Origin of the sequence: Actinomyces oricola, assembly GCF_004104015.1 — a bacterium.
Taxonomy (GTDB): domain Bacteria; phylum Actinomycetota; class Actinomycetes; order Actinomycetales; family Actinomycetaceae; genus Actinomyces; species Actinomyces oricola.
The window spans coordinates 1-20,853 of record NZ_RYFV01000025.1; the positions used below are offsets into that span (position 1 = coordinate 1).

Below are 20,853 nucleotides of genomic sequence, written 5' to 3' on the forward strand. Positions count from 1 at the left end.
GAGGAATGCAGGACTGTTTAAGCGCTATCCATCATCTCCCAGGCAGGCCACGCCGCAACCCCCGCACCCCCAGAACCCGCCATCACCCCAGGCCAGCCCCACAACAAACGACTTTGCCGAGCCCCTGATTGACTCATTGACCTCGATCTCCTCCAACCTGGACAAGATCGTCTCCGTTATGCGCGAGACCGACCAGAACCTCGCCAACCAGATCCGCGCCTGACACCGCCGACCGGCCCTGCGGCTCCTTTGTGCGCCCGTCGATCATAAAAGGAACCGCAGGGCCAGCGCGCGAGCGCGCTTGGACGCGGTATAACGGGAAGGCCCGACGCCATGGCGGGGCGGCGAGGGCTCGGGCGACATGTCGTCATGGCCGGTTGCGCCCGGCCCGGGTGAACCCGGGTGAAGAGGCCCGCTGCGGGTGAGGAAGGCTACGGGTGGGAGAGGGGCGCGGGGAGGCGGCGGGCGGGTTATGCTTCGCCCGTCGCCTCACTTCTTCCACGAAGGAGCGCTCCCAATGACCACATCCCAGACAAAACCGTCCGACCCCGGGGACGGTTGTCGTTCCCGTCACCACCGCGCCCGAGTTGCTCTTGTCGAGGACCACGCCGTCGTAGGTATTGGTGTGAACACCATGCTCGCCCCCGCCGGCGACATGAGTTTCTTGGGCACCTATCCGACAACGGCGAACCTTATTGTCGACCTCGAGGGCTTCCCCTTCCCCGACGTCGTCCTGCTGGACCTGCGCCTGCCGGACGGCTCCGACCCCGCTGACAACGTGAATGCTCTCCACAGCCGCGGGGCTGCCGTCATTGTCTACACCAGCGGGGACGACTCCTTCCTGCTGCGCCGCGCTTGCGAGGCCGGCGTGTTGGGGGTGGTGCGCAAGGACGAGGAGCCGCAGGTCCTCATTGACACCATCCGGGCGGCCACCCGCGGCGAATTGACCCCCTCCATGGACTGGGCGGCGGTATTGGACGCGGATTCCACCTTTGTTATTCGCAGCCTCAACAAGACCGAACAGGACATCCTCGCCCTCTACGCCTCGGGGGCCACCGCGGACTTCGTGGCCCGCAGGGTGGGCCTGGCGAAGAACACGGTCAATAAGTACCTCGGCGCTATCCGCAAGAAGTTCATCGCCCAGGGCGTGCCCGCCTCCAGCCGAGTGGACCTGCTGGTGCGCGCCCAGGCGGAGGGTCTGGTCCCCACCTTCAATCTGCGCGACGCGCCATGAGCACCCGGCCCGGCGCCCCCGCCTCGGCCGCCTCGCCAGGGCGGGGCGCGCCCGCAGGCCTCGCGCCGGAGGCCGGGTACCAGGCGCCCGACCCGGCCGCCGCCCTCGCCGATCCGCCACGCCCGGACCGCGGGGCCCCGCTTGCCGGCGCGAAGGATCATGAGGCCGTCTACGGGGCCGCCCTGACGGCCGGTGTTTCGCTGTTCGGCGCCCTCTTCCAGGCCGTCCTGCTGCCAGTGCTGGTCCTCCAGGTCCGCGCCGCCCCCGCCTGGTTCCAGTGGTTCGCCGGCGTCCCCTACCTTCTGGGCCCCCTCATTCCCATCTGCGGGGCCCTGCTGGCCGTGGCCGGGACCAGGAGGGGGAGCCGACAGCGAGCCCAGGCCATGTACGACGGCGCCCGGGCGGGAGTCGCTATCTTCCTGATCCTCCACCTGTGGACCAGCGCCACCCTGCTGCTGGCCCACCACCGCGACCCGGCCCAGCCCGTGCTCCTGTCCCACGGTCCCCCTCTCACCGCCTACGCCGCGGTGACCCTGGCCGCGTTCCTGGGGCTGGCCCTCAGCCGCCGGAAGGTGATTGTGCTGCTGGGCGCCTTGGCGGCCCTGGAGATGGTTGTGCGCGTGACCGCCGGCAGGGAGATCCCGGCTCATGCGGCCTTATCGGTCTCCTACAACCTCTGCCTGTGGGGCATTGACGCTTTCGCGCTGTGCTGGCTCATGGACTGCGCCCGCCAACTCGACGCCGAGGACTCTCGCAGCCGCCAGGAGGAGGGCTACGCCGCCGGCCTGACCGCCCGGCTCATGGGCCTGCGCCACACCCGGGGGATGGTTCACGACCGCGTTCTGACCGCCCTGGTCGCCGCCTTCCCGGAGCGCGGCGTGCCCAGTGACCGTGTGCGCGCCGAGGCCGTCGAGGCCCTGGACCTGCTGGAGTCCCGCTCCCTTGAGGGCGCCCCGTGCAGCGCCTCCGAGCTGGTTGAGCACCTGCGCACCTGGTGCCGACGGCATTCCCGCCCCGACCTCCGCTTCACCGTGACCAGTCGCCTGGTCGGTGCTGGAGCCGAGGAGTTGCCCGGGGACGTCTTCGTGGACCTGTCGGCGGCCGCCCTGGAGGCCCTGCGCAATGTCGCGCAGCATGCCGCCGGCGGGTCGCGCGGGCAGCGGGTGGGCTGCGATGTCGTTGTCACCAACGTGGGCGGCGTGCTGCGCGTGAGCATCGCCGACGACGGCGTGGGCTTCGATCCGGACGCCATCGGCCCGGCCCGCCTGGGTCTGCGCTCCTCAGTGATCGAGCGCATGGAGGCGCTGCCGGGAGGAGGAGTCTGGGTCCACTCCACGCCCAGGTACGGCACCACCGTCGCGCTGACCTGGAATCCCGGGGCGGTTGACTGCGAGTCCCCCGAGCCCGAGCCGCTGTCGCGCACGGCCATGGCGCTGTCGGTCGAGGGGGGCCATGCCCGCCTCGGGATCGCTCTCATGGTGGCGACGGCGTGGGCGCACGCCCTGTGGTACCTGTGGTATTGGGAGTCGCCGGCGTCCCCAATGGCGGCCCTTGCCTGTGCCGCGGTGTGCACCGTGGGGTGTGCGGCGGTGGCGCGCCCTTGCGATGGGCGGATGAGCCGCTGGCAGACCATGACAACGGTCGCCTGCTGCGCCGTCGGCCCCACCCTGTTCCTCGCCTCGTGGACTCCCGCACCGGCCTTGGCGGGGCAGGGCTGGCCCTACGGCTACGCGGCCCTGACCATTGCCCTGCTCATGTACCGCTCTCGCATCCATTCGGCCTGGACCGCGCTGGGGCTGCTGACCCTGGGGAGTGCCGCCATTGTCGCCATCCGCGACCTGCCGGTGAGGGCGGTGGCCTTGGCCATCGCCCTCCAGATCTTCAACACCGCGGCCGTGTGGGCGGTGACGCTTTTGGTGCGCTCGGTGGAGCGGCGCCGAGGGGCTCACCGGTGCTTGACCCGTCAGGCGCGCCTACGGGCAGTTGCGGGCGCCGCCCGCCTGCACGCCGAGGACAACCTCATCGCCGAGGTGGGGACTCGGGCCCGTCCCGCCCTGGCCGCCCTGGCCCGCATCCAGGGTGAACCCGGCGCCTCTGTTCTAGGGCTGGTGCGCTCCACCGAGGCTGAACTGCGCGACCTCATGAGGGTGCCCCGTATGCTGGGCCACCCCGAGTTGGCCGACGCCGTGCACCGCGCCAGGCTGCGGGGCGTCAAGGTCAGCCAGGTCGATGACGCCGCCGGGCGCGGCTGGGAACCGGGCTCGGAGCCGGCCCTGCCGGAGGGTTTTGTGGCGGCGGCCACCCGGGTCCTGGGAGAGGCCGCTGAGGGGCAGACGGTAATGCTGCGGCTGTGCCCGGCCCACTCCCCAATGGCCGCCACCGTGCAGCGACGGGGCCCTGAGGGCATGGTGGATGTGGTGGAGGTCGCCCGTGGAGGCTGAGTCCGCGCAGGAGCCGGCCGTCCCCACTCCTGACGCCCCGGCCCCCAACCCGAGTGCGGTTCCCGGAGCCGAGGACGGCGGCCCCGACGAGCCGGCCGGCCCGGATGGTTTGACGCTGGCGCGTTCCTGGGCGAGGTTCCCGCAGGCCGTTATGGTGCTCACCATTGGCGTGCTAGGGGTCGTCGCCGTGCTGCTGGAGGTCCATTCGACCTGGGGCGAGCTTCGGGCGGCACCGGTGCTCTTCGACCTCCTGGCCATTTGGCCGGTTCTTCTGGGGCCGTTGGCGGCCGTCGGTGTCGGCCTGCACGAGGCCCTGCGCCCCAGCCGGCGCAGCCCCGGGCGCTTGGCGGCGGTCGCCCTGCTGGCCTGGGCGTTCAACGTTCTCAGCAACCTGGCGGCCCTGATCCTGGCCATATGGTTGCCGGTGCACACCTATGCCGCCAATGCCGAGGGCGGGCACCTCGTGGCCACCATGAACTGCGCCGCCGTCTGCGGCCTGGTGATCGTCACGCTGGGGGTGCGGCGCGGAATGCTCCTATGCCTGCCGTTCCACCCACTGCTGGTGGCGGTGCGGGTGGTGGCCGGGGGAGAGGACCCCGTCCAGGCGTTCCTGGACATGAACTACGGCATGGCCGTCGCCGGCATTTACTTCCTGTTCCTGCCCTCCATACTCCAGGCCGCCCGCCGCACGGCGGCCTACAGTTCGCGGGCCCGGGCGGAGGCGGCACTGGCGGCCCGCTCCCAGGCCCGTCGCTCCACCCGCCTGCGAATCGGCGCCATGGTGCACGACGACGTCATCGCCCCGCTGGTGGCCGTGCGCACCCAACCGCCCCCGCCCCTCCAGGCCATGCGGGCTCAGGCGGAGACGGCCCGGCAGGCCCTGGCCCAGATGTCCGCCGGCGCCCTGGAACCCATTAGGGGCGCTCTGGCCGGGGAGCTGGAGCGCATGGCTGACATCCTGTCCACCGACACCCACCGTTTCACAGTCAGTGCCACAGCGATCCCCGCACTGCCCGCCGCGGCCCATGACGCCCTGTTCGGCGCCGCCCGCGAGGCGATGCGCAATGTGCGCCGCCACGCCACGGGCTCCCGCCCGGTGACCTGCGCCGTCAGGCTCCGAGCCCGCAATGGTGCGGTCAGTCTGGAGGTGGTCGACGACGGCGTCGGCTTCGACCTGGGCGCCGGCGTCTCCGCCGGCCTCGGTTTGCGCGGCTCGGTGCTGGGTCGCATGTCCGCCCTGCCCGGCGGGCGGGCCCTGGTGGACACCGCCCCGGGGCGGGGGACGCGGGTCTTGCTGAACTGGCGCCCCGACCGGGCCGGGGCCCCGGACGCCGCCGGCCCTCAGGGCACGGCCAACAGTCGACGAGTGGGCGGCGAGACGGGAACCCGGGACACGGACCCGGTGGAGCCCACCATGGAGACGGTCCTGTCCGGGCCGCTGGGACGGCGCGTGGTGGCCGTCGTCGTCGGCCTCGTGTGCATCCACTGCCTGCTCCAGATCGATGCTTATGACGGGGTTTGGCGCAGTATTGTGAGCCTGGCCCTGGTCCTGACTGTGCTGGCCATGGTGGTGCGCGTCGTGGGCGGGCCGGCCCGGCTCGAGATGCGCGGCCCGGGCGTTTCACCGGCGGGCCTCCTGTCGACCGGCGGCGATGTCCCGCCCGAGGGGCCCAGCGGCGCGGACGCCGGCGGGCCGGGCGCGTCGGCGTCACCGGGTCGAGCCCGGGGGTCGTGGCGCAGTCGGCTCATCCTCCCCAACGCCGTTGCCGCCCTCGCCTGCTGCGCGGCGGCTCCCTATGTCCTCCTAGCGGGCGCGCGCCCCACGCCCATCATCGGTTCCCTGGGCTGGCCCGCGAGTTACATTGCGCTGGTCGTTCCCCTACTCATGCTGCGCCACCACGATCTACTGGCCCTCGGCTGCGTCGCCGTCGGCGTGCTGGGCCTGGTCGGGGGCGCCCTGGAGGCGGGCCTCGCCCCCGACGCGGTGGCGGCCTTCGTGCCCTACCCGCTAATGATCGCGCTCAACTGCGTGCTGGGTCTGACTGCGATACGCCTGGTCTTCTGGCGGGCGCGGTGCGCTGAGGAGGAGGCCCAGTTCCGGCTCCTGGAGCGCCTGCGGGCCCAGGAGGCTGAACGGATCCGGGCTGAACTCATTGAGCGGGTCCATTCGGCCTGCGACTGGGTTCTGGCGGGCATCTGCGACATGACGGCGGTCAGTGAGCAGTTGCGCCGCGATGCGTCCCTGGCCGAGGCCGAGTTGCGCGACCTGCTGCGCGCCCCCAGGCTGCTGGAGATCGAGGCGCTGGCCGCGCAGGTGGCGCGCGCTCGCCGTCGTGGAGCCAGCGTGCTGCTCCAGGACGACGCCAGGGCCGATGCCAGCGCCCTGTCCGCCCGGGAGGTGCCCGGGAGCGTGGTCGCCGAGGCGCTGCGCATTCTGGGCCGGGCCGGGGGAGGGGAGCGGGTGGTGGTGCGGCTGTGCCCAGACCACGCCCGGAACCTGGCCACCCTCCAGCGCACCGGACCCGACGGCGTCATCGACTGGGTGGATCTGCCCCGCCCGGCCGCCGTCGTGCAGTCGGCATCCAGGAGCGTGTCGAGAACCACGCCCCGGGACGGCGGCCCAGTATGGCCGTGGGCGCTGAGGCGTGGGTAGGGTGGCTGGCGGTGCCCACTGCGGGCCACCGCTCTCCATTCCGTTCCCAGCTGCACCGGAACTTCGGTCGGTGCTGTGACGCGGGTCTGCCGCGGCGGGAACCGACGGGCCCCGGCCACGGGGCTCCGGGCGCTCAGGCTCTTGAACTGGGCGGGCCGGCCCTGACCCCGTGGTGGCGTGCGCCATTGACGAGGGGGCGGGGGTTGGCACGGGCAGCGACTCTGTCCAGACGCACTTCACAAATGGAGAATCAGTAGTGCCCACGATTCAGCAGTTGGTCCGCAAGGGCCGCTCCACGAAGCGCTCGTCATCCAAGACGCTAGCGCTCAAGGCAAGCCCGCAGCGCCGTGGCGTGTGCACCCGCGTGTACACCACCACCCCTAGGAAGCCGAACTCCGCTCTCCGTAAGGTCGCCCGTGTGCGCCTGTCGACCGGCATGGAGGTGACGGCCTACATCCCCGGTGAGGGGCACAACCTTCAGGAGCACTCCATTGTGCTCGTCCGCGGTGGCCGGGTGAAGGACCTTCCCGGTGTCCGCTACCACATCGTGCGCGGCGCCCTGGACACCCAGGGCGTCAAGGGCCGCCAGCAGGCGCGGTCGAAGTACGGTGCCAAGAAGGAGAAGAAGTAATGCCTCGTAAGGGTCCCGCACCCAAGCGCCCGCTGGCCGTCGATCCCGTCTACGGTTCGCCGGTGGTCACCCAGCTCGTCAACCGCGTTCTCCTGGACGGTAAGAAGTCCACCGCCGAGCGCATTGTTTACGGCGCCCTGGAGGGCGTGCGCTCCAAGACGGACCAGGACCCGGTCACCGTCCTCAAGCGCGCGCTCGACAACATTCGCCCCGCCCTGGAGGTCCGCTCCCGCCGCGTGGGCGGCGCCACCTACCAGGTCCCAGTCGAGGTCCGTCCGGGCCGCGCCACCACCCTGGCCCTGCGCTGGCTGGTGGACTTCTCCCGCCAGCGCCGTGAGAACACCATGACCGAGCGTCTTATGAACGAGATCCTGGACGCCTCCAACGGCCTCGGTGCGGCCGTGAAGCGCCGCGAGGACATGCACCGCATGGCCGAATCCAACAGGGCTTTCGCGCACTACCGCTGGTAGTCCCAGCGGCTTGCCGGGCGGGGGCGCCGGGCGGCCCCACCCAGCAGTCATACTTCCCACGTAACGAACGAAGGACACCACTAGTGGCACTCGACGTGCTGACTGACCTCACCAAGGTCCGCAATATCGGCATTATGGCTCACATTGATGCCGGCAAGACCACCGTGACCGAGCGCATCCTGTTCTACACGGGCATCAACTACAAGATCGGCGAGACGCACGACGGCGCCTCGACCATGGACTGGATGGAGCAGGAGCAGGAGCGGGGCATCACCATTACCTCCGCGGCCACCACCTGCTTCTGGAAGAACAACCAGATCAATATTATTGACACCCCCGGCCACGTGGATTTCACGGTCGAGGTCGAGCGCTCCCTGCGCGTGCTCGACGGCGCCGTGGCGGTCTTCGACGGCAAGGAGGGTGTGGAGCCGCAGTCCGAGACGGTGTGGCGCCAGGCCGACAAGTACAACGTCCCGCGCATCTGCTACATCAACAAGATGGACAAGCTGGGTGCGAACTTCGACTTCTCGGTCCAGACCATTCGGGACCGGCTCCACGCCACCCCGATCGTCATCAATTTCCCCATCGGCGCTGAGAGCGAGTTCTCCGGCCTGGTCGACGTCCTGGAGATGCGGGCCATCCGCTTCCCCGAGAAGGACGCCGATGGCAAGGACACCCGTGGTGCGGTCGTGGAGTACGAGGAGATCCCCGCCGACCTTCTCGCCAAGGCCGAGGAGCTGCGCGCCGCACTGGTCGAGACCGTCGCCGAGTCCGACGACGAGCTCATGGAGAAGTACTTGGAGGGCGAGGAGCTCACCGTCGCCGACCTCAAGGCCGGCATCCGCAAGCTCACCGTCGCCGGCGAGGCCTTCCCGGTCCTGGCCGGCTCTGCCTTCAAGAACAAGGGCATTCAGCCGGTGCTCGACGCCGTCCTGGACTACCTGCCCTCCCCGCTGGACGTGCCCCCCGTCGAGGGGTACGTGCCCGGCAAGGAGGGCAAGGCCGTCACCCGTGCTTCTGACGAGAAGGAGCCCTTCTCGGCTCTGGCGTTCAAGGTGGCGACGCACCCCTTCTACGGCAAGCTCGTTTACGTGCGCGTTTACTCCGGCAAGGTCTCCCAGGGCGAGATGGTCCTCAACGCCACCAAGGGCAAGAAGGAGCGCATTGGCAAGCTCTTCCAGATGCACTCCAATAAGGAGAACCCGGTGGAGCAGGCGCACGCCGGCCACATCTACGCCTTCATCGGCCTCAAGGACGTCACCACCGGTGACACCCTGTGCGCCCAGGGCGCCCCGGTGATTCTGGAGTCAATGACCTTCCCGGACCCGGTCATCCACGTGGCCATCGAGCCCAAGACCAAGGGGGACCAGGAGAAGCTGGGCATCGCCATCCAGAAGCTGTCCGAGGAGGACCCGACCTTCACGGTCCGCCTGGACGACGAGACCGGCCAGACGGTCATTGGCGGCATGGGCGAGCTCCACCTGGACGTCTTCGTGGACCGCATGCGCCGCGAGTTCAAGGTGGAGGCCAATGTCGGCAACCCGATGGTGGCCTACCGCGAGACCATCCGCAAGAAGGTCGACAAGGTCGAGTACACCCACAAGAAGCAGACCGGTGGTTCTGGCCAGTTCGCCAAGGTGCTCATGTCCTTCGAGCCGCTGGTGGCCGTTGAGGCCGCCGAGGGCGAGGAGGAGAACAAGCACTACGAGTTCGCCAACGCCGTCACCGGTGGCCGCGTGCCCCGCGAGTACATTCCCAGTGTGGACGCGGGCGTCCAGGACGCCATGCTCACCGGTGTCCTGGCCGGTTACCCCATGGTGGATGTCAAGGCCACTCTCATTGACGGCGGCTACCACGAGGTCGACTCCTCGGAGATGGCCTTTAAGATCGCCGGCTCCATGGCGTTTAAAGAAGGCGCCCGGAGGGCCTCTCCGGTTCTTCTTGAGCCGGTCATGGCGGTGGAGGTGCGCACCCCCGAGGAGTACATGGGTGATGTCATTGGCGACCTGAACTCTCGCCGCGGCACCATCCAGTCCATGGAGGACGCCGTGGGCGTCAAGGTCATTAAGGCCGCCGTCCCCCTGTCGGAGATGTTCGGCTATGTCGGTGATCTGCGTTCTAAGACGCAGGGACGCGCCGTGTACTCCATGGCTTTCGACTCCTACGCCGAGGTTCCCAGGAACGTCGCCGAGGAGATCATCGCCAAGGCCAAGGGCGCCTGAGCCCATGGCCCGCTCCCGGGGGCCGGGCCGTTTTCGCCCGGTCCCCGGAAGCACCGGCCTGTTTTCACGGCCGAACTCATTGCCCAGTTAGATTTGCAACAACCCATCAGTAGAGACTCTGAGCGAGTGCCGGGCTAGCATGTGCTAGTCGAACACCGACGAGGAGAACTACACGAGTCCCAGGAGGACACCAGTGGCCAAGGCCAAGTTCGAGCGGACCAAGCCGCACGTCAACATCGGAACGATCGGTCACGTCGACCACGGCAAGACGACGCTGACCGCTGCGATCTCCAAGGTCCTGCACGACGAGTACCCGGACCTGAACCCCTTCACCCCCTTCGACGAGATCGACAAGGCTCCCGAGGAGCGCCAGCGCGGCATTACCATCAATATCGCGCACGTCGAGTACCAGACGGAGAAGCGCCACTACGCCCACGTTGACGCCCCCGGTCACGCCGACTACATCAAGAACATGATCACCGGCGCCGCCCAGATGGATGGCGCCATCCTGGTGGTCGCCGCCACCGACGGCCCCATGGCTCAGACCCGCGAGCACGTCCTGCTCGCCCGCCAGGTCGGTGTGCCCGCCCTGCTGGTCGCCCTCAACAAGGCCGACATGGTGGATGACGAGGAGCTGCTCGACCTGGTGGAGATGGAGGTCCGTGAGCTCCTCTCCAGCCAGGAGTACGACGGCGACGAGGCCCCCGTGATCCGCGTCTCCGCCCTCAAGGCCCTGGAGGGCGACGAGGAGTGGACCGCCGCGATCAAGGAGCTCATGGACGCGGTCGACGAGTACATCCCGACCCCGGTCCGCGACATGGACAAGCCCTTCCTCATGCCCATTGAGGACGTCTTCACCATTACCGGTCGCGGCACCGTCGTCACCGGTCGTGTTGAGCGCGGCAAGCTGCCGATCAACTCCGAGGTCGAGATCCTGGGCATTCGCGAGGCCCAGAAGACCACCGTCACCGGCATTGAGATGTTCCACAAGTCGATGGACGAGGCCTGGGCCGGCGAGAACTGCGGTCTGCTTCTGCGCGGCACCCGTCGTGAGGATGTCGAGCGCGGCCAGGTCGTCTGCAAGCCCGGCTCCATCACCCCGCACACCGAGTTCGAGGGCCACGTCTACATCCTGAAGAAGGATGAGGGCGGCCGCCACAACCCCTTCTACTCGAACTACCGTCCGCAGTTCTACTTCCGCACCACGGACGTCACCGGTGTTATCACCCTGCCCGAGGGCACCGAGATGGTCATGCCCGGCGACACCACGGAGATGACCGTCGAGCTCATCCAGCCCATCGCCATGGAGGAGGGCCTGGGCTTCGCCATCCGCGAGGGCGGCCGCACCGTCGGCTCCGGCCGCGTCACCAAGGTCATTAAGTGATCCTGTGCGGCTCGGGCTCCTGAGCCCTGGCCGCATGGCGACTCGCTGAGACTCTCGGCCACAGGGCCCGGCACCTTCTAGGTGCCGGGCCCTGTGGCGCGCCTTGACGGTTCGGCACGCGCGCCCGGACGAGGCCGCCGTCCGGCCCTACCGCCGGCGGCGCCCTGACCCGCCGGCGGCGCCCTGACCCGCCGGCGGCGCCGCGGCCCGCCCGTGGCGCCACAGCCCGCCCATGGCATACCGGGCCCCGGCCGGTGCGCCAGGAGGGCGGTACACGAATAATGGTGGGCGCCTCACCTGATGGTGAGGCGCCCACCATTATTCGCGTTATCCAACCGCGATAATCCCGCCCCCGCCGTGATCATATTGAAATGGACTCGCCCCTGATTGATTGCAATCCGGTGACGAAGTGCCTTCGGGCTCTTTAATGGCAGGACCGCACCGCTAACGTGGTCCCCAGTGCGCGGCTGCCCGACAATGCGCGCCCCGAACGGGGCGGTCGCGCTTTTTTGCCCCTCATTCCCATGGAGTCCCATTATGCATATTGCGCCGCGCTCCTCCGCCAGGCGGAGGAATATCGCGGGCGTCCTGGCCTCGGTTGCTGCTGCCGCTCTCATTCTGGCCGGCACTACCGTGCCCACCATGACCCCGGCGGCCGCTGCGCCCGCCGGTCTGCCCGCGGACGCCCTGCCCGCCGTTTTCGCCGAGGGCGGCTCAAGCTCTTATCGCGATACGATCCAATGGCTCCAGTGGGCGGACTACGACACCCAGTTCGCCGGCCAGGATCGTCCCAATGTTCCCGTCCTGGACTACGGGGAGACCAAGCCGTTCATTAACTACCGCGACATGGGCGACGCCGGCTACCTCGTGACCACCTGCACCCTGTCCGACTTACAGCACCTGGGGCACCGCGCCGACATGCCCGACGACCTGGCCCAGGGGCCGCTGGTGGCCACCCGCCCCGGCACCTGGGCGGGCGACGTCCTGGACAACCTGTACAACATCGGTGGGGCGGCGGACTGGTCCGACGGCTCCGAGGTATGGCACTCGGGGCTGGTGTATCCCAGGGACTACCGCAATAACAACCAGATGGTCATTGGCCTGGCCAACGGTTACGCCTACAACGGGGACAAGACCTGGGACGGCAAGGACAAGAACGATCCGACCGCGGACCGCACCCCCACCGGCGGCTACTCCCGCATTAGTTTTGACATGTCCTGCTCCGCCGAGATGGTCAGCGCCGACGGCACCACCACCCCGGTGGCCCTCCACGGGCTTGTTTTCGCCGACGCCGAGGCCTCCAACCCCCCGGTCGACCCCCTCGACCCCCTCGACGGGGAGTGGATCCAGGCGTCCGTCCCCGATGGGGAGAACGTCACCTGGCGACTCCTGGACGGCATGCGCTCCGAGCGGTGCACCGACACCCGGGCGGGCAAAACCACGCCGGTGACCACCGTGGGCACGCTATCCAACAATAATCAGACACTGCGGCTGGACAACTCCGGCCTGGAGTGCGTCTACCAGGACGGCGGCCGCTACTCCCAGCCCAATGGCCTGGGCGGCCCGGCGGTCTCCGTCTTCATGGAGGGCACCACCAGGGCGACCATTACCATGCAGGGCTCGGGCTACTCGGCCGTGGCCCTGGGCCTGATCATCGCCACCGACTACGGGGACGCCCCCGAGACCTACGGCAGCGCCTCCGCCCTGATCCAGCCCTCCTGGGAGGGCGGCGAGATTACGCCGGCCAACAGTTCGGACCTGTTCGACTCCAGCGTCATTGAGCGCACCCGCATGAGCGTGTCCGGTCCGCGCCTGGGGACCCTCGTGGATTCCGAGGGCCACCAGTTCTACTCCACCGGCGCCGACGGCGACGACCAAAACGGTCCGGACGACCCCGTCGTCGACGACGAGGACGGGGTGAGCCTGCCCGACGGCGGCTACAACACGGCCCCGGGCGCCGTTGTCACGCAGGCGGTCACCTGCCAGGGGCAGGGGGCCATCGCCGGATGGGTCGACTGGAACCACAATGGGCAGTTCGACGACGCCGAGAAGAGCGACGAGCAGCCCTGCGCGGGCGGCAGCGCCACCTTGAGCTGGACCGTGCCCAACGACGTCGTGCGCTCCGTGGACGGCGAGACCGGCAGCCAACCGGACACCTACCTGCGCGTGCGCATTAGCAACGACGGCAAGCCCCTGCACCCCACGGGGGTCACCATGAGCGGCGAGGTCGAGGACTACAAGCTGTCCGTCCGGGTGCCTACCTTGGAACTCGTTAAAGAGGTTGACGCCCCGCACGCCACCACCGAGGTCCCCGGCCTGGACGCCGCGCAGTGGACCCTCCAGGCCAAGAACGGCTCCGCCTCGGAGGCCCCCGGCCTGATCAGTGGGAGCGGGAGCACCCCGGTCACGGTGGCTCTGCCCGCCGACTACGCCCTCTCGGAGTCCTCAGACGCCCCGGAGGCCTCCGGTTACGAGGCCGGCCAGTGGAGCTGCACGGAGACCCCCGGCACCGTTAACGCCCCCGGCGTCGACTACAGCTCGGCGGTGGCCGGCTCCACCCTGACCATAGCCAACCAGGATCGCGTCACCTGTCGCATAGTCAATACGAGCAAACCGGCCACGCTCACCTGGGACAAGGTGGACCAGGACGGCTCAACACCCTTGGGGGGCACCAGCTGGACCCTGACAGGGCCGGGCGTGGCGGCAGGGACAGTGGTGGAGGACTGCACCAGCTCGCCCTGCGCCTCCACCCCCTTGGCGGACACCGACCCGGCACCGGGAGCCTTCACCGTCACCGGACTCAACTGGGGCGTGCACACCATTACGGAGCACACCGTTCCCGCCGGCTACGAGCTCCTGGGCCAGTCCCTGTGCTTCGACCTGGCGGCTCCCGGCGCAGGCCCCAAGAATGTCGACTGGACCGCCTACCCCCAGTGCCAGGCCCCGGCCAGTGACGCACAAACCTCCTTGGAGGTCGGGCTCCAGCCGGTGACCGATGTGGTGACCCATGGGGCGGTGACGAACGTCCGCGTCCCCGGCTCGGTGGCCTGGACCAAGGTCGATGAGGGCGGCGCCCGCCTGACGGGGTCCGTATGGACCCTCACCGGCCCTGCTGACACCGGTGTAGCGGCCACCATTGAGGACTGCGTGGCGGCCTCGGCGGACCAGTGCACCGCTCCCGCGGGCAGCGAGTACTTCGACTCCGACCCGGCCGGGGGGCAGTTCAAGGTGACCGGCCTGCCCTGGAGCACTGAGGACTACACGCTGGTGGAGAGCAAGGCCCCCGCCGGCTACAGGGTGGAGACGACCCCGCACCCCTTCAGCATCCGGGCCGACGCCCTGGACTACGTCTTCGCCAATCCCTTCACCAACACCAAGGGAGGGGTCCCTGGCATCCCCCTGACCGGGGGGCGCGGCGCCCACCTCTTCCTCATCGCAGGAGGAGTCCTTCTCAGCGCGGCCCTGGCCGCCGGGCTGATCAGGAGGTACCGCTCCCGCAAGCACTGACAACCGACGACACAGTCCAGACTCATCCATCTCCGTCCCGCGCCCTCCCCTTTCCGGGCGCGTCCAACGAAAGGACCACTTCCCATGACACGAACGCATCACTCCAGGCGGGGGCGCCTTATGGCCGTCGCCGGGGCGATCGTCCTGGGCCTGATCGGCCTGGGCTCGGTGGCCAACGCCACCGAGCCTCACTTCGGCAACATTGACCCCGACGCCACGGGTTCAATCACCGTGCACAAGCACGAGACCGGTTCCCAGACCCCTGACGGAACGCCCGACGGCAAGACGGCAGTCAACGGCACCCCGGTCGCCGGCGTCACCTTCACCTTCTTCCAGCTCGTCAACCTGGACATGACCACCCAGGCCGGCTGGGAGGGGTGGGACTCATTCACCGTCCCCGCCGACGCCTGTGGTGACGGGAACTCCCCCAACTTGACGCTGCCCAATGGCGACTCCGGGGTCTTCATCCTTCGCGGGGACGAGGTCACCAAGGCCGATGGCACCGCCACCATGGACAACCTGCCGGTGTCCGTCTACCTGGTGTGCGAGACCGACTCGCCCGCCAGCGTCATTCACAAGGCCGCCCCCACCCTGGTGACCATCCCCTTCCCGAATACCAGCGCAGAGGCCGCCAACGGTGATGGCACGTGGCTCTACGACGTCCACGTCTACCCCAAGAACACCGTGGTTCAGGCACCCGACAAGGGCTTCACCCTGAACGCCTCAGGTATTAAGACCGGCGCCCAGGTGGAGTTCCCGGTCACCGTCAAGGTGCCCAGCCTGGCCTCCAGGCCCGCCGAGCAGTACTTCTCCTACTTCGTTATTTCCGACCCGCTGGAGACCGCCCTCAGTGACGGCGCCGTCAAGTCGGTCACCATCACCCCGGCCGGCGGGAGCGAGACCGAGGTGCCCGCGGAGAACTACAGCACCACATCCGGGCAGACCCCATCGGTCGTCTTCAATGAGGCCGGCCTGACCTACCTCAAGGGTCAGCCCAACGCCACTATTACGGTGACCTTCACCGCCACCGTCAACGAGGTGCCCGCCTCCGGCACCATCGCCAACACCGGCTACTTCTATGTCGACACCCGCACCGTCCCGGGCACCCCGGACACGCCGGATGAGGACAAGAAGGTCCCCACCAATGAGGTGATCTCCGGTTGGGGCGACGTCAAGGTCTCCAAGGTTGACGCCGACAACGGCACCACGGGCCTCAAGGGCGCCAAGTTCCGTGTCTACGCCTCCTCCGACCCCTTCGCCGACACCTGCACGACCGCGACCAAGACCGGTGCCCCCATTGCCGTTGACGGCGTCACCGAGTTCGAGTCGGACGCCTCGGGCATGGTGAATATTAAGGGCCTGTTCGTGGACTCCAAGATTGGTCCGACGTACAACGTGGGCGACCCCAAGCCCACCACGGCCCTGGACCACACCACGCGCTGCTATGTCCTGGAGGAGATCGCGGCTCCCGCCGGCTTCGTGCTGCCCTCCGGCGGCCAGGAGCTGACCGCCGTCAAGATCACCGCCGGCCAGACCGCCGGCACCGACGTCACCGTTAAGAACAGCAAGCAGGGAGTGCCGGAGCTGCCCCTGACCGGTGCGGCCGGCCAGGTGCTCATGATGATCGGCGGCGTCGCCCTGGTGCTGCTCGCCGGCGGCTCGGCCCTCGTGGCCCGTTCGCGCCGTCGTCGCGCCGAGAGCTGACCCCGGGGCGCCGGCCCCGCACACCGGGGGCCGGCAGCCGGCTTGACGCCACGCACGCGCACGGTGGCGGGAAGGACGCAGCCTTCCCGCCACCGTGCGCGCCACCCAGACCAGGCCGCCGCCCCTGGGCAGGACAGCCACTCCCTGCCCCGCGCGCCACCCAGACCAGGCCGCCAGGAGACACCTCAATGCCGCACCCCGTACGCCACCGCGCCACCCGCCGCTGGCGTCTTTCCGTCTTCTCCCTCATACCCGCCGTCCTCGCCCTGGCGGGAATGTCCATCTTCTCCTACCCCACCGTGGCCGCCTGGGTCTCCCAGTACAACCAGTCCCAGGTCGTATCGGACTATCAGGCCCAGATCGACCGGGCCGTGCCCGGGGCCGCCGAGCAACTGGCCGCCGCCCACGCCTACAACGACGCCCTGTCCATGGGGGCCCTGCTGGAGGCCAACACGAATGTGCCAACCGGCGCGGGCACATCCGGGGACGAGAGCCTGGACTACAACAGCATCCTGTCGGCCAACGCCGCCGGGCTCATGGCTCGGCTGCGCATCCCCGGCATTGATCTGGACCTGCCCATCTACCACGGCACCTCCGACGCCGTGCTCCTGGCGGGCCTGGGCCACCTGCAGGGAACCAGCCTGCCCGTGGGCGGCGAGGGCACCCGCTCGGTGATCACCGGCCATCGGGGCCTGGCGGAGGCCACCATGTTCACCCACCTGGACAAGGTCGCCATTGGGGACACCTTCACCATCGAGGTCTTCGGGGAGGTCCTGTCATACCGGGTTGTTGAGCGCAAGGTAGTCGAGCCCAACGAGACCGAGGCGCTGCGCGCCGAGCCCGGGCGAGACCTGGTCACCCTGGTGACTTGCACACCGTTGGGCATAAACACCCACCGCATTCTGGTCACCGGCGAGCGAATCACCCCCACCCCCACCGAGGACCTCAACGCCGCCGGAAGCACCCCCGACGTCCCCCACTTCCCCTGGTGGGCGCTGTGGTTGACCGGTGGGACACTCCTTATCGCCCTGTACCTCTGGCGCGCCGGGTACCCGCCGCGCCGCCGCTCGACGGGCTCCCTGGGCGCCTCGTCGACGCGGCGGCCCGACGGCGAGGCGGCTACCGGTGGGCGGACCACCGCCAGGGCGGGCCCCGGCAGTGGGGAGGGGAGCGGGGAATCCATTCCCTGAACCAGGGGCTGGAACGACACGCCCGAGCGCGTGGGCGGGTGGGCGGTCTCACAGAGCCGGCACCCCTGCTCGGCTTCCACCCCCGGTGGCCCCCTGCTAACGTTGTGGAGCCGCCCGGGCGCGCCTGGGCCGGCCACCTCCCGGGGTCGTCCCGGGAACCAGTCTGACGGACTCGGCCTGCCGGCCGGGCTTCCGTGTGTCCAGATCGGCACACACCTCATGAACAGGGGAGACTTGTGCGCGTCGCAGCTGCGACACGCCCGAGCGCGTGGACCGGTCACCGAAAGTACGAGAGAGGTTAGGCGCCATGGCGGGACAGAAGATCCGCATCCGGCTCAAGTCCTACGACCACGAGGTCATCGACTCGTCGGCGCGCAAGATCGTCGACGTTGTGACCCGCGCAGGCGCGACGGTCGTGGGCCCGGTGCCGTTGCCGACCGAGAAGAACGTGTTCTGCGTCATCCGGTCGCCGCACAAGTACAAGGACAGCCGCGAGCACTTCGAGATGCGCACGCACAAGCGGCTGATCGACATCATCGACCCGACGCCCAAGGCCGTCGACTCGCTCATGCGGCTCGACCTGCCGGCCGACGTCAACATCGAGATCAAGCTCTGAGGATTCCGCCATGACTACGCTTAATAAGCCGGCTGCCGCCGCGCCCACCAAGGCGCTGCTCGGCATCAAGCTCGGCATGACGCAGATCTGGGATGAGAACGGGGTCCTGCGCCCCATTACCGTGGTGCGCGTCGACACGAACGTGGTGACCCAGGTCCGCACCATGGAGACCGATGGCTACGAGGCCGTCCAGCTCGCCTTCGGCGAGATCGACGAGCGCAAGGTCACCAAGCCGCTGGCCGGGCACTTCGCCAAGGCCGGGGTCGCCCCCCGCCGCCACGTCGCCGAGGTTCGCACCTCCCTGGCCGGAGAGTTCACCCCCGGTCAGGAGTTGGCCGCCGACACCTTCGAGGTCGGTCAGCTCGTCGACGTCACCGGCACCTCCAAGGGCAAGGGCTTCGCCGGCGTCATGAAGCGCCACGGCTTCTCCGGCGTCGGCGCCTCCCACGGCGCCCACCGCAACCACCGCAAGCCCGGTTCCATTGGCGCCTGCGCCACCCCCGGCCGCATCTTCAAGGGCCTGCGCATGGCCGGCCGCATGGGCCATGCCAAGCGCACCGTCCAGAACCTCAAGGTGCGCGGAGTCGACGTCGACAAGGGCGTCCTGCTCGTCAACGGCGCCATCCCCGGCCCCAAGGGCTCGGTGGTCGTCGTCCGCACCGCTGTGAAGGGAGCCTGACCCTATGACTGAGGCACTCTCCGTCGACATTGTTGACTCCACGGGGGCCAAGACCGGCACTGCCGAGCTCCCCGCCGCCATCTTCGACGTCGACCTCAATATCCCCCTCATGCACCAGGTGGTCGTCGCCCAGCTCGCGGCGGCCCGCCAGGGCACTCACTCCACGAAGACCCGCGGCATGGTCCGCGGCGGCGGGCGCAAGCCGTACCGCCAGAAGGGCACCGGCCGCGCCCGCCAGGGCTCGATCCGCGCCCCGCAGTTCACCGGCGGCGGCGTCGTTCACGGCCCCCGGCCGCGCGACTACAGCCAGCGCACCCCCAAGAAGATGAAGGCCGCCGCCCTGCGCTCGGCCCTGTCCGACCGCGCCCGCAACGGCCGCATCCACGTCATTACCGAGTTCGTCACCACTGAGGTCCCCTCCACCAAGGCGGCCCTTGGCGCGCTGCGCACCATCACCGACCGCAAGGCCCTGGTTGTGGCCGCCCACGGCGATGAGCTCACCAACCTCAGCCTGCGCAACGCCCCCGAGGCGCATGTGATCTGGGCTGACCAGCTCAACACCTACGACGTCCTCAACAGCGACGACGTCGTCTTCACCGCCGCCGCCCTCGACGCGTTCCTGGGGCAGGGCAAGGAGGAGTCCAAGTGAGCCTCGAGAAGTCCAAGAATCCCCGCGACATCATTATTGCGCCGGTGGTCTCCGAGAAGTCCTACGCCTGCATGGACCGCGGCCAGTACACATTCCTGGTGGCCCCCGGCTCCAACAAGACTGAGATCAAGCAGGCCATTGAGGCCATCTTCGACGTCAAGGTCGACTCGGTCAACACCCAGAACCGCAAGGGCAAGACTCGCCGCACCCGCACCGGGATCGGCAAGTCCAAGGACACCAAGCGCGCGATCGTCACGCTGCGCGAGGGCGCCATCGACATCTTCGGCGACGCTCCCGAGTGACACGGAAGGTAAAGGATCGACATGGGAATCCGTAAGTACAAGCCCACGACTCCGGGTCGTCGCGGCTCCTCCGTGGCCGACTTCGTGGAGATTACGCGCAGCAAGCCCGAGAAGTCCCTCGTGCGCCCCCTGCACAAGACCGGCGGCCGCAACGCCTCGGGCCGCATTACCACCCGCCATAAGGGCGGCGGGCACAAGCGCGCCTACCGCATTATCGACTTCCGCCGGGCGGACAAGGACGGCGTGCCGGCCAAGGTCGCTCACATTGAGTACGACCCCAACCGCACCGCGCGCATTGCCCTGCTGCACTACGCCGACGGCGAGAAGCGCTACATTATTGCGCCCAACAGGCTCAAGCAGGGCGACAAGGTCGAGGCCGGCGCGGGCGCGGACATCCGGCCCGGCAACAACCTGCCGCTGCGCAATATCCCCACCGGCACCGTGGTCCACGCCGTGGAGCTGCGCCCCGGCGGCGGCGCCAAGATCGCCCGGTCGGCCGGAACCTCCGTCCAGCTGGTCGCCAAGGAGGGCAAGTACGCGCAGCTGCGCATGCCCTCCGGTGAGATCCGCAATGTGGAGGCCGCCTGCCGCGCCACTGTGGGGGAGGTCGGCAATGCCGAGCAGTCCAACATCAACTGGGGCAAGGCCGGCCGCATGCGCTGGAAGGGCGTGCGCCCGACCGTCCGCGGCGTGGTGATGAACCCGGTGGACCACCCGCACGGCGGTGGTGAGGGCCGCACCTCCGGTGGCCGCCACCCCGTCTCCCCGTGGGGCAAGCCCGAGGGCCGTACCCGTCGTCCCAAGAAGTCCAGCGACCGCCTGATCGTGCGTCGTCGTCGGACCGGCAAGAAGCGCTGATAGGAGCCTGATATGCCGCGCAGCCTGAAGAAAGGACCCTTCGTCGACGACCACCTCATGAAGAAGGTGGACGCTCAGAACGAAAAGGGCACGAAGAACGTCATTAAGACCTGGTCCCGTCGTTCGGTCATCACCCCGGACTTCCTCGGACACACTTTCGCCGTCCACGACGGTCGTAAGCATGTCCCGGTCTTCGTCACCGAGTCCATGGTGGGCCACAAGCTCGGCGAGTTCGCTCCGACCCGTACTTTCCGCGGGCACGTCAAGGACGATCGCAAGTCGCGTCGCTGACGGACTCCGGAAGCAGAGAGGC

17 protein-coding genes are annotated in these 20,853 nt (G+C 68.9%); all 17 read left to right on the forward strand.

Translation table 11 applies throughout. The annotated features are described in order from the left end of the window. The coding region (locus EUC46_RS12560; RefSeq protein ID WP_164918805.1) for a hypothetical protein at positions 1 to 223 on the forward strand (223 nt) is incomplete at its 5' end. Between the two features lie 294 nt (positions 224 to 517). Beyond that, a complete protein-coding gene (locus tag EUC46_RS09815; RefSeq protein WP_128773985.1) occupies positions 518 to 1,234 on the forward strand; it encodes a response regulator transcription factor in 717 nt (238 codons plus the stop codon). Continuing rightward, positions 1,231 to 3,675, forward strand: coding sequence for a sensor histidine kinase (locus EUC46_RS09820; RefSeq protein ID WP_128773986.1), 2,445 nt, complete (start codon positions 1,231 to 1,233; stop codon positions 3,673 to 3,675). The genes EUC46_RS09815 and EUC46_RS09820 overlap by 4 nt, the downstream gene beginning before the upstream one ends. Then, entirely contained in the window at positions 3,665 to 6,328 is a 2,664-nt protein-coding gene (locus EUC46_RS09825) for a sensor histidine kinase (RefSeq protein WP_128773987.1), read from the forward strand. The genes EUC46_RS09820 and EUC46_RS09825 overlap by 11 nt, the downstream gene beginning before the upstream one ends. Positions 6,329 to 6,584: 256 nt before the next feature. After that, complete coding sequence (rpsL, locus tag EUC46_RS09830) at positions 6,585 to 6,959, forward strand: 30S ribosomal protein S12 (RefSeq protein ID WP_128773988.1); 375 nt, start codon at positions 6,585 to 6,587, stop codon at positions 6,957 to 6,959. Then, positions 6,959 to 7,429, forward strand: a complete 471-nt coding sequence (gene rpsG, locus EUC46_RS09835) for a 30S ribosomal protein S7 (protein ID WP_128773989.1) — start codon at positions 6,959 to 6,961, stop codon at positions 7,427 to 7,429. Before rpsL ends, rpsG begins: the two co-directional genes overlap by 1 nt. Before the next feature lie 83 nt (positions 7,430 to 7,512). After that, on the forward strand, positions 7,513 to 9,651 hold the full coding sequence (gene fusA / locus EUC46_RS09840) for an elongation factor G (protein WP_128773990.1): 2,139 nt from the start codon (positions 7,513 to 7,515) through the stop codon (positions 9,649 to 9,651). A gap of 193 nt (positions 9,652 to 9,844) precedes the next feature. Beyond that, entirely contained in the window at positions 9,845 to 11,035 is a 1,191-nt protein-coding gene (gene tuf / locus EUC46_RS09845) for an elongation factor Tu (protein ID WP_128773991.1), read from the forward strand. A 537-nt stretch (positions 11,036 to 11,572) separates the two neighbouring features. After that, positions 11,573 to 14,542 (forward strand): CshA/CshB family fibrillar adhesin-related protein, encoded by a 2,970-nt coding sequence (locus EUC46_RS09850; RefSeq protein WP_128773992.1) that lies wholly within the window; start codon positions 11,573 to 11,575, stop codon positions 14,540 to 14,542. A gap of 84 nt (positions 14,543 to 14,626) precedes the next feature. Further along, positions 14,627 to 16,246, forward strand: a complete 1,620-nt coding sequence (locus EUC46_RS09855) for a SpaH/EbpB family LPXTG-anchored major pilin (protein ID WP_128773993.1) — start codon at positions 14,627 to 14,629, stop codon at positions 16,244 to 16,246. A gap of 188 nt (positions 16,247 to 16,434) precedes the next feature. Continuing rightward, positions 16,435 to 17,436, forward strand: a complete 1,002-nt coding sequence (locus EUC46_RS09860; protein ID WP_128773994.1) for a class C sortase — start codon at positions 16,435 to 16,437, stop codon at positions 17,434 to 17,436. A gap of 307 nt (positions 17,437 to 17,743) precedes the next feature. Further along, positions 17,744 to 18,052 carry a 30S ribosomal protein S10 gene (gene rpsJ / locus EUC46_RS09865; RefSeq protein ID WP_005987219.1) on the forward strand — a complete coding sequence of 103 codons (309 nt, stop codon included), beginning with the start codon at positions 17,744 to 17,746 and terminating at the stop codon, positions 18,050 to 18,052. Between the two features lie 10 nt (positions 18,053 to 18,062). Next, entirely contained in the window at positions 18,063 to 18,731 is a 669-nt protein-coding gene (rplC, locus tag EUC46_RS09870) for a 50S ribosomal protein L3 (protein WP_128773995.1), read from the forward strand. Positions 18,732 to 18,735: 4 nt separating this feature from the next. Beyond that, the gene (gene rplD / locus EUC46_RS09875; RefSeq protein ID WP_128773996.1) at positions 18,736 to 19,380 is read left to right on the forward strand and encodes a 50S ribosomal protein L4; all 645 of its coding nucleotides are present in this window, start codon (positions 18,736 to 18,738) and stop codon (positions 19,378 to 19,380) included. Next, positions 19,377 to 19,682: a 50S ribosomal protein L23 gene (rplW, locus tag EUC46_RS09880; protein WP_128773997.1), complete on the forward strand. Its 306-nt coding sequence runs from the start codon at positions 19,377 to 19,379 to the stop codon at positions 19,680 to 19,682. The genes rplD and rplW overlap by 4 nt, the downstream gene beginning before the upstream one ends. Positions 19,683 to 19,703: 21 nt before the next feature. Beyond that, positions 19,704 to 20,540, forward strand: a complete 837-nt coding sequence (gene rplB / locus EUC46_RS09885) for a 50S ribosomal protein L2 (RefSeq protein WP_128773998.1) — start codon at positions 19,704 to 19,706, stop codon at positions 20,538 to 20,540. Positions 20,541 to 20,552: 12 nt separating this feature from the next. Next, on the forward strand, positions 20,553 to 20,831 hold the full coding sequence (rpsS, locus tag EUC46_RS09890; protein WP_006548387.1) for a 30S ribosomal protein S19: 279 nt from the start codon (positions 20,553 to 20,555) through the stop codon (positions 20,829 to 20,831). The last annotated feature ends 22 nt before the right edge of the window (positions 20,832 to 20,853 follow it).